The sequence below is a fragment of the Brevundimonas fluminis genome, assembly GCF_003934285.1.
Taxonomy (GTDB): Bacteria; Pseudomonadota; Alphaproteobacteria; order Caulobacterales; family Caulobacteraceae; genus Brevundimonas; species Brevundimonas fluminis.
This window is the reverse complement of sequence record NZ_RQWJ01000002.1, coordinates 729,911-743,335: the sequence shown is the minus strand read 5'-3', so window position 1 is coordinate 743,335 and position 13,425 is coordinate 729,911. Positions and strand designations below refer to the sequence as shown.

Sequence of the window (13,425 nt, the reverse complement as noted above, 5' to 3'; positions counted from 1 at the left end):
CTAGGCGGACAGGCGCGCCAGCGCCCACTCCGCCGCGTCCGCCACCACCGGATCGGGATCGGAGACCAGCGCCCTCACGGGCTCGACAAGCGACGGATCCCCGCTGTTGCCCGCGGCGTAAAGCGCGTTGCGGACGAAGCGGTCGCGCCCGATGCGCTTGACCGGACTCTTCGAGAACACGGCGCGGAAGGCGGCGTCGTCCAGAGCCAGCAAGTCCTCCAGACGCGGGGCCGCCAGTTCCGGACGGGCGCGGAGCCGCATCTCCGAGGCCGAGCGGGCGAACTTGTTCCACGGACAGACGGCGAGGCAGTCGTCGCAACCGTAGATGCGGCTGCCCGTGGCGCGCCGGAACTCCTCCGGCCAGGGCCCTGCGAACTCGATGGTCAGGTAGGACAGGCAACGCCGGGCGTCGAGCTGGAAGGGCGCGGGAAAGGCGCTCGTCGGGCAGGCGTCGAGGCAGGCGGTGCAGCTGCCGCAATGCTCGTCTTCGGGCGCGTCCGGCTCGATCACCGCCGCCGTCAGGATCACCCCGAGGAACAGCCAGTTGCCGTGCTCGCGGCTGAGCAGGTTGGTGTGCTTGCCCTGCCAGCCCAGGCCGGCCCGCTGGGCCAGGGGCTTCTCCATCAGGGGCGCGGTGTCGACGAAGACCTTCACCTCCTCGCCGGTCCGCGCGGCGATCTGTCCGGCGAGGGTCTTCAGCCGGCCCTTGATGACCTCATGATAGTCGTCGCCCCGGGCGTAGACCGAGACGTAGCCGGCCGAGCGGTCGGCCATCTCCGGCAGGGGATCGGCGTCCGGTCCGTAGTTGAGGCCCAGCACGATCGCCGTGCGCGCCCCGTTCCACATGGCCGTCGGGTGGGCTCGCCGGTCGAGGGTCGTCTCCATCCAGACCATGTCGCCGTGGCGGCCCGCCTCGACGAAGTGCGCCAGCCGTTCGCCCGCCGCCCACCGCTTGGAAGCCGAGGCGAAGCGGCAGGCGTCGAAGCCCAGCTCGGTCGCGCGGTCGCGGATGAAGGCGCGGAAGTCGGCCATCCGCGGCCCCTACCCTCCTCCGGTCCTAGAAGTCGAGGTCCGTGTAGTGGGGCGCGGCCTGCAGGCCCGCCAGCCGGTCGGACAGCAGGGGGCGGAAGGAGGGGCGGGACTTGAGGCGCATGTACCAGGTCTTCAGCGCCGGCCAGTTCGACCACGACACCTCGCCGAAGAAGTCGAGCACGGACAGGTGGGCGGCTGCGACCAGATCCGCCTGCGACAAGCGGCGGCCGGCGAGGCAGTCACGTCGGGCCAGCAGACCTTCCAGAAGAGCCAGATGCGCCTTCAGGTTCTCGCGTCCCTCGCGCAGGGCGCGGGCCTCGGGCGGGCCGAGGCGCAGCAGCGGCTTCTCCAGCCGCTCATGCAGAAGAACGGCGTCGACCTCGTCGTTGAAGCGGCGGGCGAAGGCGTGGACCAGCCGACGGGCCTCGGCCCGCTCGACCGGGTCCGTCGGCAGCAGGGCGCCGGGCGACTGGTCCTCGATCCAGCCGAGAATGGCGGGCAGTTCGCACAGGGTCAGAGGCCGCTCGCGCTCCTGCGTGACGAACACCGGCGGCATGCCCGAGGGGTTCAGGGTCGCCACGACGCAGTCCGACTCCCACGGACGCACCGCATTCTCCTCGAACGCCACCCTGGCCTCGCCCAGCGCCAGCCGCGCGGCGCGCGAGGCGGGATCGAAGGCGAAGTGGTGCAGGACGCCGCTCATCCGGCGAGCGATGACATGGGGCCGTTAAGGGCGCGTTTACCGCGGCGAGTCCGCGCGCAGATCGTCGATTCCGCCCCAGGCCAGCCAGAGGGCCACGATCAGGGCGGCGGCCCCGTCGAGCGCCGGAGACCCGAGGAACGCCGCGCCGCTCAGGCCGACGGCGGCGACCAGCAGGACCGAGGGGTCGGCGGCGGCTTCGGGGTCGTCGGAGCCGACACGCCGGCGCAGGCCGGGCGCCGAGGTCCCCGCAAGAGCCAGGGCCGAGGCCGCGACCAGCGCCAGGGCGCCCGCCGTGCCGGCCGTGATCGCCTGCGGCCACAGGATCCGCGCCACGGCCGCGGCGGCCAGAAGGCCCGAGGCGGCTAGCGCCATCCCCGCGAGAAAGGACCGACCGCCGCCTCGCCCATCGCGATCCCGGGCGATCAGCAGATCGACGAAGCCCGCGAGGTGAAGCGCCGTGGCCACCAGGGCCGCGCCGGCGGCGATCGATCCGGTGGCGGCGAGCGCGAAGGCCTGCAAGGCCGCGATCAGGATCGACAGCAGGGCCACGACCGGCCGCAGACGGGGCCGGCTTTCCAACGGGGCGACTTCGGAGCTCATGGGCCGGTTGTAGCGGCCTTCCGGCCTGATCCAAGGCCCCGTTTCGGCCCGCATTAGGGATAACGTCATCAAACGCCGTCATCTGGATCGGCGAACGGATGCGGAGTGCCTCCGGATGGACGGCGGAACCGGATGGATCGGGCGCGGCGAGGCGCTGGCGCGGCTGGGGGTCAAGACCCAGACGCTGTACGCCTACGTCAGCCGCGGTCGGATCACCGCCCGTCCTGATCCCGCCGACCCGCGCCGGAGCCAGTACGCCTCGACCGACATCGAACGCCTGATCCGGGGGGAGATCGGCCCCGCGGTGGAGAAGGCCGCGGCGCGAGGCGAGGCGGAGTTGCTGTCCAGCCTGAGCACCGAGATCGACGGGCGTCCTTACTACCGCGGGCGGGACGCCCTGGCCTTGGCCGAGACCGCCACGCTGGAGGAGACGGCGCGGCTGTTGTGGGCGGCGGGGGGCATCCAGCCGTTCGTCGATCTGAGACCCCGCGTCGACCTGTTCACCGCGGGAACGATCCGGTCGCGGGTCTTCGCCACGCTGGCTCGCCGGGCGGGCGAGGCCGGTCCCCGCGCCGGGGACGACCCCGCGGAGATGATCGCCGAGGCGGCGGCGGCGCTGAACGAGGCGGTCGACGCCGCCAGCGGGCCCGGACCACGGTCCCATTTCCATCAGCGGCTGGCCCGCGGCTGGAAGATGATCGAGCGCGACGCCCATCTGCTGCGCCGGGCGCTGGTCCTGTGCGCTGACGGACGGATGAGCGCCGCGGCGCTGGCGACCCGCACCGCGGCTTCCGGCGGGGCCTGCATGGCCGGCGCGGCCCTGGCCGGACTGACCACGCTGGGAACGGCGGAGCTGATGCGCCGGACGCAGGCGGCCACCGCTTTCGTGGTCGCCGCCCGGCGCGATCCGCAGACGCCGCTGGAGGACGGCCTCTCCGTCGTCGATCCGCGCGGGCCCGCCCTGCTTTCGGTCCTTGCCCTTCCGCCCGACCTCGAGGCGGTGCGCCGGCGCGTCGAAGACGCGGCCGGACGGCCGGCCGACCTGGCCCTGGCGCTGGCGCTGACGACGCGGGCGCTGGATCTCCCGCGGGAGGCGGCGGCCGACCTGGTCATGCTCGGCCGGCTGACCGGACTTCTGGGGCATGCGCTGGACCAGCGTCGTTCGGGCTCGCCCATCCGGGCGCGGTTGCGCTATGTGGGGCCACGGCCGGGTGACGACTGACCCGGCGATCCGGACATCGGGGGCTTCATGGCGGACTGGCTGGCGGCGATTCTACTCGGCCTGATCGAGGGCCTGACCGAGTTCATTCCCGTGTCGTCGACCGGCCATCTGCTGCTTCTGCGCGAGGCGCTGGGCCTGCAGGGCCAGAACTGGAACACCTTCGTGGTGATGATCCAGCTGGGCGCCATCCTGGCCGTGATCAGCGTCTATTTCACGAAGCTGTGGAAGGTGCTGATCGGCCTGCCGACGCGGCCGGAGGCCCGCCATTTCGCCATCAGCGTGCTGATCGCCTTCCTGCCCTCGCTGTTCGCCGGCGTGTTCCTGTACGACTTCATCACCCGCATCCTGTTCGAGACGCCGGAGGTGATCTGCATCATGCTGATCGTCGGGGGCTTCCTGCTGATGGCGGTGGAGCGGTTCGCGCCGCAGCCGCAGCATTTCGACGCGATGAAGCTGACGTGGAGGACGTCGCTGCTGATCGGCCTCTTCCAGTGCCTGGCGCTGGTGCCCGGCGTGTCGCGGTCGGGCGCCACGATCTCGGGCTCGATCCTGCTGAAGCTGGAGAAGCCGGCGGCGGCGGAGTTCAGCTTCTTCCTGGCCATCCCGACCATGGTCGGGGCCTTCGCCTACGCCCTGCTGAAGGAGTACGAGACGATGGACTTCAGCTTCGGCTGGATCATCGGCATCGGCTTCCTGACGGCGTTCCTGGCCGGTCTGGCCGTGGTGCGGTTCCTGGTCGACTTCGTCGGCCAGCACGGGTTCACGCCTTTCGCCATGTGGCGGATCGTGGTCGGCGTCGTGGGACTGCTTGCGATCTGGGTCTACTGACCGATCAGAACGTCGCCTTCTCCGCGAATTGGCCGCCGCGGCGGTAGCGCCACAGATAGGACGGGACGACGGCCTCCATGCCCGTGGGCTGCACGCCGAGCGCAGCGAGACCCTCGGCGCCGTCGGCGACCACGTTGTCCGTTTCCAGCGACAGAACCTGATCGCGCGTCAGGACGGGCGGGATGCCCACGAAGGCGCTGAGCTGCGCCACCGATCCGATCGCGCGCGCGACGGAAAAAGGCAGCGGCGCCAGAAGCCGGGCGCGGCCGGTCTCGCGCAGGACCAGCCTCAGCACCTCCTCGAAGGTCAGGGTCGCGGGCCCGCCCAGTTCGAAGGTGCGGCCCGCGAGGGAGACGTCCTCGACCGACCGGGCGATCGCTTCGGCCACGTCGCCGACGTAGACCGGCTGGAACTTCGTCCTGCCGAACCCGACCAGCGGAAGCGCGGGCGCGAAGGTGGCCATGACGGCGAACCGGTTCAGGAAGTCGTCGCCCGGGCCGAAGACCACCGACGGGCGCAGGATCACGGCGTCGGGGAAAACTTCGCGCACCGCGGCCTCGCCGGCCGCCTTGCTGCGGGCATAGGCGGACTTGCCTTCGGCGTCGGCGCCGATGGCCGAGACCTGCACGAAGCGGCTCACGCCGGCGGTGCGCGCCTGTTCTGCGATGCGGCGGGCGGCGTCGACGTGCATGGCCTCGAAGGTACGCTTCCCCGATTCGAACAGGATGCCGATCAGGTTCACGACGGCGTTGGCCCCGCGGCAGGCCTCGGCCACCTGGGCCGGGTCGTTCACGTCGCAGCGGATCAATTGGATCTGGCCGGGGTCGCCGGCCGGTTTGAGCTCAACCGCCTGGTTGGGGTTGCGGACCGCGACGCGGACGCGCCAGCCGCGACGCGCCAGCACCCGAACCGCTTGGGCCCCGACGAAGCCGGAGCCGCCGAAGACGGTGACCAGACCCTGGGTGGTCGCGACCATGCTGAATCTCCGCAAGCGTCGGCCGGCGCACCCTGCGCGCGGCGTTCGGGGGCGGGATAGACGAGGACCGCACGGCGGGCAAACGCGCGGCGTGAAAAAGGCCGTTGACCCGCATGGGCGCCTGCCTTAAGGGTCCGCGCCTTCCGACGGGAAGCCCATGCGGCGGCCCGGACGAGATGCCCAGGTGGCGGAATTGGTAGACGCGCTGGCTTCAGGTGCCAGTGACTGAAAGGTCGTGGAGGTTCGAGTCCTCTCCTGGGCACCAATTCTTCAAACGGCGTCGCGAGCGATCGCGACGCCGTTTTGAGTCCTGACGCTCGCCCTACCGCTCGCGACGCGGCCGCTCGCCGCTTGAGGGCGGGGTGATGCTGGCCGCCCTGTCGTGTATGAGCCTTCCCATGACCGTGCATTTCCATCAGGGCGACCTGCCCGACGGGCTGGACCTGGGCCCCATCGTCGCCGTGGACTCCGAGACCATGGGGCTGCGCTACCGGCGCGACGCCCTGTGCGTGGTGCAGTTGTCGGCCGGCGACGGCGACGCGCACGTGGTGCGGCTGAACCGGCCCGCCTATGACTGTCCGAACCTGCGGGGGGTGCTGACGGACCCGGCCGTGCTGAAGATCTTCCATTACGGGCGGTTCGACGTGGCCATGTTCCAGCTGCATCTGGGAATCGAGACCGCACCCCTGTTCTGCACCAAGATCGCGTCGAAGCTGGCGCGCACCTACACCGACCGACACGGGCTCAAGGACGTGGTGCGCGAGCTGGCGGGCGTGGACCTGTCCAAGGCGCAGCAGTCCAGCGACTGGGGCGCCGCGGAGCTGAGCCCCGAGCAGCTCGCCTATGCCGCGTCCGACGTGCTGCACCTGCACGCGGTGCGTGAGCGGCTGATCGCCATGCTCGAGCGCGAGGGTCGGATGGCCCTGGCCCAGGCCTGCTTCGATTTCCTGAACACGCGGGCACGGTTGGATCTTGAGGGGTGGGACGAAATCGACGTCTTCGCCCACACCTGAGCCGTGACCGGTCCTTCTCCTCCCCCGTCCGACGACGACGGTCGCCTCGGCCGGGAAGCGGCCCGGTGGCGCGCGCGCTCGCAGAGGGTGCGCCTGCTGCGCCGGGTGCTGCCGATCCTGATCGTGGTGCTGGCCGGCGGCGTGATCGCCTGGGTCGCCCTGCGCACCGTCATATCGGGCGCCGAGCGAAACGCGGAGACGCGGCAGGAGCAGGCGCTGGTCAACGCCGTCTTCCATGGCCAGGACGATCAGGGCCGATCCTTCATGATCGGGGCCAAGGGCGCCACGCGCGACCCGTCGACGGGCCGCTATCGCCTGTTGGGACCGGTGTTGCGGCTCAACCTCGGCGGCCGCAAGGTGACCGAGATGACGGCCGACGGCGGCGAATACGATCAGGCCGCCCGGACCGTGACCATCGGCCCTAACGTGCGCATCGCCGACGGCGAGAGCGGCTTCACCCTGGTGACGCCCGAGGCGGTGATGAACACCGAGACCGGCACGGTCACCGGGAACAAGGGCATCGAGGGGACGGGGCCGCTTGGAACCATCAAGGCTTCGGCCTATGTGATCGAGGACCAGGGCGAGCGGATCCGCTTCCGCGGCATGGGCGACCAGAAGGTGCGCGGGGTCATCAACCCCGCCGGATCGGATCGATGAGAATGAGCACGCGCAAGACACTCGGCGTACTGGCCGCCGCCGTCGTCCTGGCCCTGCCCGTGGCGGGCGGAGCGCAGTCGCCGGGCAACTCGGCCGACGCGCCGATCGCCTGGGGCGGCGACGACGTCGAGATCACGCCGGGAGGCTTCTCGCTGATCGGCCGGGCCGAGATCACCCAGGGTCAGAACCGGCTTCGCGCCAACCGCGTCAACCTGACGACCTCCAACGGGACCAACGGCGTGGAGAGGGTCGAGGCCGTCGGCGAGGTCTACTTCGTCACGCCGACCCAGACCATGCGCGGCGACCGCGCCGTCTATGATTTGAACACCGACGAGCTGGTCGTGACCGGTGAGGTCATTCTGGCGCAGGGCGAGAACGTCGTGCGCGGCGGACGGCTGGTCTACAACGTCCGCACCGAGACGGGCCGCATGGCCGGCGCGCCGACGGCGGCGGGCAACCGGGTGCAGGGCGTCTTCTATCCGGAAGGGAACGACTGAGGCCGCGAGGCCGGTCGCCCGAACGTGGCCCGCAAGGAACTGTCCGCCCTCAATCTGGAACCGGAGACCGCGCCCGACGCGGCGCCCGAGACCGTGCGCGGCGAGCGGGGGCTGAGGGTCGAGCACCTCGCCCGCAGCTTCGGCCCGCGGCAGGTCGTGCGCGACGTCTCCCTGAGCCTGGACCGGGGCGAAGTCGCGGGCCTGCTGGGGCCGAACGGGGCGGGCAAGACGACCTGCTTCTACATGATCACCGGCCTGATCCCGCCGGACAGCGGCCGCATCCTGCTGGACGGGCAGGACGTGACGGCCCAGCCGATGTACCAGCGCGCCCGCATGGGCCTGGGCTATCTGGCGCAGGAGGCCAGCATCTTTCGCGGCATGAGCGTGGAAGAGAACGTCCGCGCCGTCGTCGAACTGCATGAGGCGGGCAAGACCGCCGTGCGCGAGGAGACCGACCGCCTGATGGAGGAGCTGGGCGTGTCGCACCTGGCCAAGGCGTCCGCCGCCGGCCTGTCGGGCGGCGAGCGGCGGCGGGTGGAGATCGCGCGGGCGCTGGCGGGCAAACCGGCCTTCATGCTGCTGGACGAACCCTTCGCGGGCATCGATCCCCTCGCCATCGCCGACATCCGCCAGGTCATCCGATATCTGGCCGATCAGGGCATCGGCGTCCTGATCACCGACCACAACGTGCGTGAGACTCTCGACATCATCGACCGGGCCGCGATCATCTCGTCCGGCGCCGTGCTGTTCGAAGGCACGGCCGCCGAGGTGGTGAACGACCCCGAGGTCCGGCGGGTATACCTGGGCGACAGCTACCGGTAGCCGTTAACCGCCTGTGCTGACCGACCCTTCATGGGTCCTCGCGCATGACGCCGTGATGCGCGCCTTCGAATTCCTAGAATGGATGCTGACCGCACCCGGCCGACTGCTGGTCTGGTTCCGCTGGGCCATGCCGGGGACGCCGCTCTACCATGACGACGAGGCCAGAGATCACCGCGCCCTGCACCTGATCTTTTCGATCGGCTTCTACGTCTCGGTCTTCGGCTTCTGGATGACCGAGCGGGAGACGCACGTGATCCGCGACGGATTGGCAGAGGCGCGCGTCGTGTTCGACCAGCAATGGGCGGAGCGACAGAACGGCGTGAGGCCGGGCTTAGACCCCCGTTAACCGCTTCGGCGCAAACGTGGCCCAGCAAGTTCCGGGCCATCCGGATGCGGGAGCGACGACGTGCTGGGTCAGAGGCTTGAGGTCAGGCAGGGGCAGGGGCTGGTCGTCACGCCCCAGCTGCAGCAGGCCATCAAGCTGTTGCAGCTGTCGAACCAGGAGCTGGAGGCCTTCGTCGAGGCGGAGCTGGAGCGCAATCCGCTGCTGCAGCGCGACGAGCCCGACGCGCCGGGCGAGGGCGAGGCCGTGCCCGCCGAGGCCGCCGAGGCCGCCGCTTCGTCGGAAACCGAACTCAGCTTCGAGGACGGGCGCTCGTCCGCCGCCGACGAGGCCATGGACGTTCGCGCAGAGGACGGCTGGAACGACGCTTCGGAAACCGCCGCCGCCCCGACGGCCGAGGCCCAGGCGGGGCTGAACGACTGGAGCCGCGTCGGCGCCGGCGGCTCGGCGCCGGACGGCGAGCTGGAACGTCCTGACACGCGCGAGGCGACGCTGTGGGAGCATTTGCAGGCCCAGGCCTCGGCGGGGCGCCTGTCGCCGGCTGATCTGGCGATCGCCCACGTGTTGATCGACATGGTCGACGAGGGCGGATACCTGCGCGGCGACCTTGACGAGGTGGCCGACCGGCTGGGCTGCGGTCTGGACCGGGTCGAGGCGGTGCTGAAGGTCTGCCACGGCTTCGAGCCGACGGGGATCATGGCGCGTTCGGTGCCGGAGTGCCTGGGACTGCAGCTGGCCGAGCGGAACCGGCTGGATCCGGCGATGCAGGCGCTGCTGGACAATCTCGACCTGCTGGCGAAGCGCGACCTGCCCGGCCTGAAGAAGGTCTGCGGCGTCGACGGCGAGGACCTGGCCGAGATGATCGGCGAGCTGAAGGCGCTGACGCCCCGTCCCGGCGCGGGCTTCGGCGGCGAGCCGGCGCAGACGGTTGTGGCCGACGTGATCGTGAAGCCGGATCCGGCCGGCGGCTGGCGCGTGGAGCTGAACGCCGACACCCTGCCCCGGCTGCTGGTCGACAAGCGCTACCACGGCGTCGTCGCCTCGGGCGCACGGTCGGATCAGGAGAAGACCTTCGTCGCCGAATGCGCGGCCCAGGCCAGTTGGCTGGTGAAGTCGCTGGACCAGCGGGCGAAGACCATCCTGAAGGTCTCCAGCGAGATCGTGCGCCAGCAGGACGCCTTCCTGGCCTTCGGCGTGGAGTGTCTGCGGCCGCTGAACCTGAAGACCGTCGCCGACGCCATCGGCATGCACGAATCGACCGTGAGCCGCGTGACCTCGAACAAGTGGATCGCCACGCCGCGCGGCCTGTTCGAGCTGAAATTCTTCTTCACCGCCGCCATCGCGTCGGTCGACGGACAGGCGTCGCATTCGGCCGAGGCCGTGCGTCACCGGATCAAGACGATGATCGAAGCGGAGGCGGCCGAAAAGGACGTGCTGTCCGACGACGCCATCGTCGAGATCCTGAAGGAAGCGGGCATCGACATCGCCCGCCGGACGGTCGCCAAGTATCGGGAAGCCCTGCGCATTCCCTCCTCGATGCAGCGGAAGCGCATGCTTCGCGCCGGCTGATGCGGCGAACTGAAGCTTGACCACAAATTTGTGAGGTCCGTTGACACCGAACGCGCCCGGTCGCGTTCTAGGGACATGCAAGTCCAGGTCAGCGGTAAGCACGTGGATGTCGGCGACGCTTTGAGCTCCCGCATCTCCCAGGAACTCAACGACGGGGTTGGAAAATACTTCGAAAGAGGCGGGCAGGACGCCGAGGTCGTGGTCTCCAAGGACGGCCCCGGCTTCAAGGTCGATTGCTGGGTCCGACTGGCTTCGGGGCAGACGCTGGTCACCACCGGGCTGGGCGGAGATGCCCATGCGGCCTTCTCTGATTCCCTCGACAAGCTCGAGAAGCGGGTGCGGCGCTACAAGCGCCGGCTGAAGAACCACCATGCCGGTCCCGCGGGGCTTTCGCCCGAGAAGACGGAAATGGCGGCCGCCACCGTCTTCAGGTCTCCCGACACGGTCGAGGACGACGAGTTCGGCGACGCCGGCGCCCCGGGCGAGGCGCCTGCGGGCATGGTCATCGCCGAGGGGCACTCGCCCGTCCGCGTCATGACCGTGGGTCAGGCCGTGCTTGAGCTCGACATGACCGGCTATCCGGTCCTGATGTTCAAGAACGCCGGCCATGGCGGCGTGTCGGTGGTCTATCGACGACCGGACGGCAACATCGGCTGGATCGATCCGGCCAGAACCGGGGCGAACGGACGCGGCTGAGCAGCCGCGCCGGGATTTCGTCTTCATTCGGCGCCGGTTCGCGGCTAAGAGGCCGCGGCCGCGCCGGCAGTGAGCGTAGGGCGTTCGGGGAAAATCATGCACATCGGCGCATTGCTGCCCGTCGAAGGGGTTCACCTTCGCGGCGGCGTGACCTCAAAGCGGCAGGCGCTGCACGCGGTGGCCGACGCGGCCGCCCACGCCTACGGGCTGGACGCCCAGGCGGTCTATGACGCCCTGAACGAACGCGAGGCCTTGGGCTCGACCGCTCTCGGCGCCGGGGTGGCGGTGCCTCATGCGCGCATCCCGGGTCTGCAGGGCGTGAGCGCCGTGTTCCTCAGGCTCGACCAGCCGGTCCCCTTCGGAGCTTTGGACGAGCGGCCGGTCGACCTGCTGCTGGGTCTGTTCGCGGCGCCGGAGGACGGCGCCGGGCACCTGAGGGCGCTGGCTGCGGCATCGCGCGCGCTGCGGGCTCCGGAACTGCGCGAGGAACTGCGCCGCGCGGAGAATCCGGACGCGGTGCTGGCCCTGCTGCTGCGTCAGTCGGAGGCCGAAGCGGCGTAGACTTTCAGTGGACCGAGACGGGCTCGAGCTCGTGGGCCACGGCGGCGGCGAAGGCGGCCTCCCGGTCGATGAGCACGGCCAGCCGTTCGCCGTCGGCGCTGTGCACGGCGTAAAGGATCTGGTCCGGATCGATGTCCAGCCCCTTCAGGGCCGCCTTGGGCGCGTCGCCCAGGATCTCCGCCGCCGCGACCTGTCGCACGTAGACCATGTCCGGAGCGCCGAGTTCGGCGAGGGCTCTTTTGGTCATGGACGGGGTCATGGCGGAAATTCCTGAAGCTCCTTGAAGCGGCTTGTCTTCGCGGGCGCTCATGCCTGCGAGATGGGAATGCGGCGGACGGACGGTCGTTCCTCCGGCCGGGTCAGATCGACGTGAAGCAGACCGTGCTCCAGAACCGCGCCGGTCACCTCAAGGCCGTCGGCGAGGACGAAGGCGCGGGTGAAGCCGCGGGCGGCGATGCCGCGGTGCAGATAGGCGTTGGCCTCGCCCTCGGCGGCTTCGCGCTTGCCGGAGACGGTCAGCTGGCGGCCCTCAACGGTCACCGACAGGTCGTCGGGCGTGAAGCCGGCCACCGCCAGGGTGATGCGCACCGACGCGTCGCCGCGCTTCTCGACGTTGTAGGGAGGGTAGCCCTCGCCCGCGGCGCGCTGGGCGCGGTCGATCAGGGCCCGGGTCTGGTCGAAGCCCAGCAGGAAGGGGCTGTCGAACAGGAGGGTGCGCGTCGTCATGGTCTCAAGCCCCCGAGGCAGGCCGTCCGCCTCAAGGCCCCCCGCGATCGGCGAGGCCCGGCGAGGCTCTCAGATGGGAAGCCGCCGACCCCGGTTCAACCGCGGCCGAGGCGCGCGTCGGCCGACCACCGTCCCGGCCCGTGCGTGGCCAGCACCAGGCCGGCCAGGACGCACATCATGGGACCGAAGACCTCGCGGGCGACGGCCTCTCCGTGAGCCTCGAGGCCGGTGGCGAGCAGAGTGACCGCGACGAGAAAATTCACCGCCAGCAGCAGGCCGGCCCAGCGCGCGAGAAGCCCGGGGACGAGGAGGACGCCGATCAGCAGCTGGGCGTAGACCGACACCGGGGCGGCCACGGCGGGGAAGGGACAGCCGAGGGCGGCCAGAAAGCCCTGGAACTCCCCCATCCGCGCGGCGGAGGTGACGTTGTCCCAGACGCCCCAGACAAGGAACACGCCGAGGTAGAGCCGCAGCAGCAGAATCGCCTCGTCGGCGAAGCGGTCCAGCCCCGGGCCGGTGATCAAACCCTTGCGGCTCATGCGTTTCTCCCCTCCCCTTGCGGTGATCCGGCGCGACGCGCCTTCACCGGGAAGCCAGTCATGCGGTGGTCCATCCTCGCGTCAATCCTGTTCCTCGCGGCGGCCACCCCGGCCGCGGTGGCCGCGCAGACCCCGTCCGAGGCGGCAGTCCTGTACCGCGACATGAAGGTCCGGGCCGAGGCGGGCGACGCCGAAGCGCAGTGGGAAATCGGGATGATGCTGCTCAACGGGGACGGCGTGACCCGGAACGAGCGCGAGGCGTGGCGCTGGGTGCGCGCCTCGGGCGACGCCGGCCACGAGAAGGGGATGATCTCGACCGCCGTCATGCTGGCCCTCGGTCAGGGGACGGCGCCCGACCCGGCCCAGGCGCGCGACTGGTACCGCAGGGCCGCCGAGAGACATGGATCGGCACACGCCCTGCGCGGACTCGCCGGCATGCTGATCACCGGCGAAGGCGGCGCCGCCGACCCCACGCTGGGCGCGGCCTATCTGGAACTGGCGTCCGAGGCGGGCGACGCCTATGCGGCCCGTATTCTGGAGGCCATCGGGCCCGAACTGGCGGAACAGGTCGATCGCCGAAAGGTCGATTCCCTGAAGTCGGACTGGGTCGCCCGGCACGGCCGGCCGGACTGAGCCGAGGT

The 13,425-nt window shown here is 70.5% G+C and carries 18 protein-coding genes and 1 tRNA gene; 12 read left to right on the top strand and 7 right to left on the bottom strand.

Annotated elements, in window-relative coordinates; all coding sequences use genetic code 11:
• The 3 genes from queG to EFJ44_RS04330 are packed head-to-tail and all read right to left on the bottom strand — an operon-like array spanning position 1 to position 2,335.
• Positions 1 to 1,032 (bottom strand): tRNA epoxyqueuosine(34) reductase QueG, encoded by a 1,032-nt coding sequence (gene queG, locus EFJ44_RS04340; protein ID WP_125255934.1) that lies wholly within the window; start codon positions 1,030 to 1,032, stop codon positions 1 to 3.
• Positions 1,033 to 1,057: 25 nt separating this feature from the next.
• On the bottom strand, positions 1,058 to 1,735 hold the full coding sequence (fzlA, locus tag EFJ44_RS04335) for an FtsZ-binding protein FzlA (protein ID WP_125255933.1): 678 nt from the start codon (positions 1,733 to 1,735) through the stop codon (positions 1,058 to 1,060).
• 36 nt (positions 1,736 to 1,771) lie between these two features.
• A complete protein-coding gene (locus EFJ44_RS04330) occupies positions 1,772 to 2,335 on the bottom strand; it encodes a hypothetical protein (protein WP_125255932.1) in 564 nt (187 codons plus the stop codon).
• A gap of 115 nt (positions 2,336 to 2,450) precedes the next feature.
• On the opposite strand from EFJ44_RS04330, the gene EFJ44_RS04325 reads away from it, so the two are divergent.
• A complete protein-coding gene (locus tag EFJ44_RS04325) occupies positions 2,451 to 3,557 on the top strand; it encodes a citrate synthase family protein (protein WP_125255931.1) in 1,107 nt (368 codons plus the stop codon).
• Between the two features lie 27 nt (positions 3,558 to 3,584).
• Positions 3,585 to 4,385: an undecaprenyl-diphosphate phosphatase gene (locus EFJ44_RS04320; RefSeq protein WP_125255930.1), complete on the top strand. Its 801-nt coding sequence runs from the start codon at positions 3,585 to 3,587 to the stop codon at positions 4,383 to 4,385.
• 4 nt (positions 4,386 to 4,389) lie between these two features.
• On the opposite strand, the gene EFJ44_RS04315 is transcribed toward EFJ44_RS04320, so the two are convergent.
• Positions 4,390 to 5,361, bottom strand: a complete 972-nt coding sequence (locus EFJ44_RS04315; protein WP_125255929.1) for a complex I NDUFA9 subunit family protein — start codon at positions 5,359 to 5,361, stop codon at positions 4,390 to 4,392.
• 178 nt (positions 5,362 to 5,539) lie between these two features.
• Between EFJ44_RS04315 and EFJ44_RS04310 the strand changes: the two genes are divergently transcribed.
• The 9 genes from EFJ44_RS04310 to EFJ44_RS04270 all read left to right on the top strand — a co-directional run bounded on the left by EFJ44_RS04310 (position 5,540) and on the right by EFJ44_RS04270 (position 11,519).
• Positions 5,540 to 5,626 (top strand) — tRNA-Leu (locus EFJ44_RS04310).
• A 133-nt stretch (positions 5,627 to 5,759) separates the two neighbouring features.
• Complete coding sequence (locus tag EFJ44_RS04305) at positions 5,760 to 6,374, top strand: ribonuclease D (protein ID WP_125255928.1); 615 nt, start codon at positions 5,760 to 5,762, stop codon at positions 6,372 to 6,374.
• Positions 6,375 to 6,377: 3 nt separating this feature from the next.
• The gene (gene lptC / locus EFJ44_RS04300) at positions 6,378 to 7,031 is read left to right on the top strand and encodes an LPS export ABC transporter periplasmic protein LptC (protein WP_125255927.1); all 654 of its coding nucleotides are present in this window, start codon (positions 6,378 to 6,380) and stop codon (positions 7,029 to 7,031) included.
• 2 nt (positions 7,032 to 7,033) lie between these two features.
• Positions 7,034 to 7,528, top strand: coding sequence for an LptA/OstA family protein (locus EFJ44_RS04295; protein ID WP_241209670.1), 495 nt, complete (start codon positions 7,034 to 7,036; stop codon positions 7,526 to 7,528).
• Between the two features lie 24 nt (positions 7,529 to 7,552).
• The gene (lptB, locus tag EFJ44_RS04290; RefSeq protein ID WP_125255925.1) at positions 7,553 to 8,350 is read left to right on the top strand and encodes an LPS export ABC transporter ATP-binding protein; all 798 of its coding nucleotides are present in this window, start codon (positions 7,553 to 7,555) and stop codon (positions 8,348 to 8,350) included.
• Positions 8,351 to 8,405: 55 nt separating this feature from the next.
• Positions 8,406 to 8,696, top strand: coding sequence for a hypothetical protein (locus EFJ44_RS04285; protein WP_125255924.1), 291 nt, complete (start codon positions 8,406 to 8,408; stop codon positions 8,694 to 8,696).
• A 60-nt stretch (positions 8,697 to 8,756) separates the two neighbouring features.
• The gene (gene rpoN, locus EFJ44_RS04280) at positions 8,757 to 10,262 is read left to right on the top strand and encodes an RNA polymerase factor sigma-54 (RefSeq protein WP_125255923.1); all 1,506 of its coding nucleotides are present in this window, start codon (positions 8,757 to 8,759) and stop codon (positions 10,260 to 10,262) included.
• Positions 10,263 to 10,337: 75 nt separating this feature from the next.
• Positions 10,338 to 10,958 (top strand): ribosome hibernation-promoting factor, HPF/YfiA family, encoded by a 621-nt coding sequence (gene hpf / locus EFJ44_RS04275; RefSeq protein WP_125255922.1) that lies wholly within the window; start codon positions 10,338 to 10,340, stop codon positions 10,956 to 10,958.
• 96 nt (positions 10,959 to 11,054) lie between these two features.
• A complete protein-coding gene (locus tag EFJ44_RS04270; protein WP_125255921.1) occupies positions 11,055 to 11,519 on the top strand; it encodes a PTS sugar transporter subunit IIA in 465 nt (154 codons plus the stop codon).
• Between the two features lie 4 nt (positions 11,520 to 11,523).
• Here the strand turns inward: EFJ44_RS04270 and EFJ44_RS04265 are convergent, their stop codons facing one another.
• From EFJ44_RS04265 to EFJ44_RS04255, 3 genes are all read right to left on the bottom strand, one after another.
• Entirely contained in the window at positions 11,524 to 11,778 is a 255-nt protein-coding gene (locus EFJ44_RS04265; protein WP_125255920.1) for a DUF1150 family protein, read from the bottom strand.
• A 47-nt stretch (positions 11,779 to 11,825) separates the two neighbouring features.
• Positions 11,826 to 12,245, bottom strand: coding sequence for an Hsp20 family protein (locus EFJ44_RS04260; RefSeq protein WP_125255919.1), 420 nt, complete (start codon positions 12,243 to 12,245; stop codon positions 11,826 to 11,828).
• Positions 12,246 to 12,340: 95 nt separating this feature from the next.
• Positions 12,341 to 12,784, bottom strand: a complete 444-nt coding sequence (locus tag EFJ44_RS04255; protein WP_125255918.1) for a DoxX family protein — start codon at positions 12,782 to 12,784, stop codon at positions 12,341 to 12,343.
• Positions 12,785 to 12,844: 60 nt separating this feature from the next.
• Here EFJ44_RS04255 and EFJ44_RS04250 point away from each other — a divergent pair, with 60 nt between their 5' ends.
• Entirely contained in the window at positions 12,845 to 13,417 is a 573-nt protein-coding gene (locus EFJ44_RS04250) for a tetratricopeptide repeat protein (RefSeq protein WP_125255917.1), read from the top strand.
• Positions 13,418 to 13,425 lie beyond the last annotated feature (8 nt).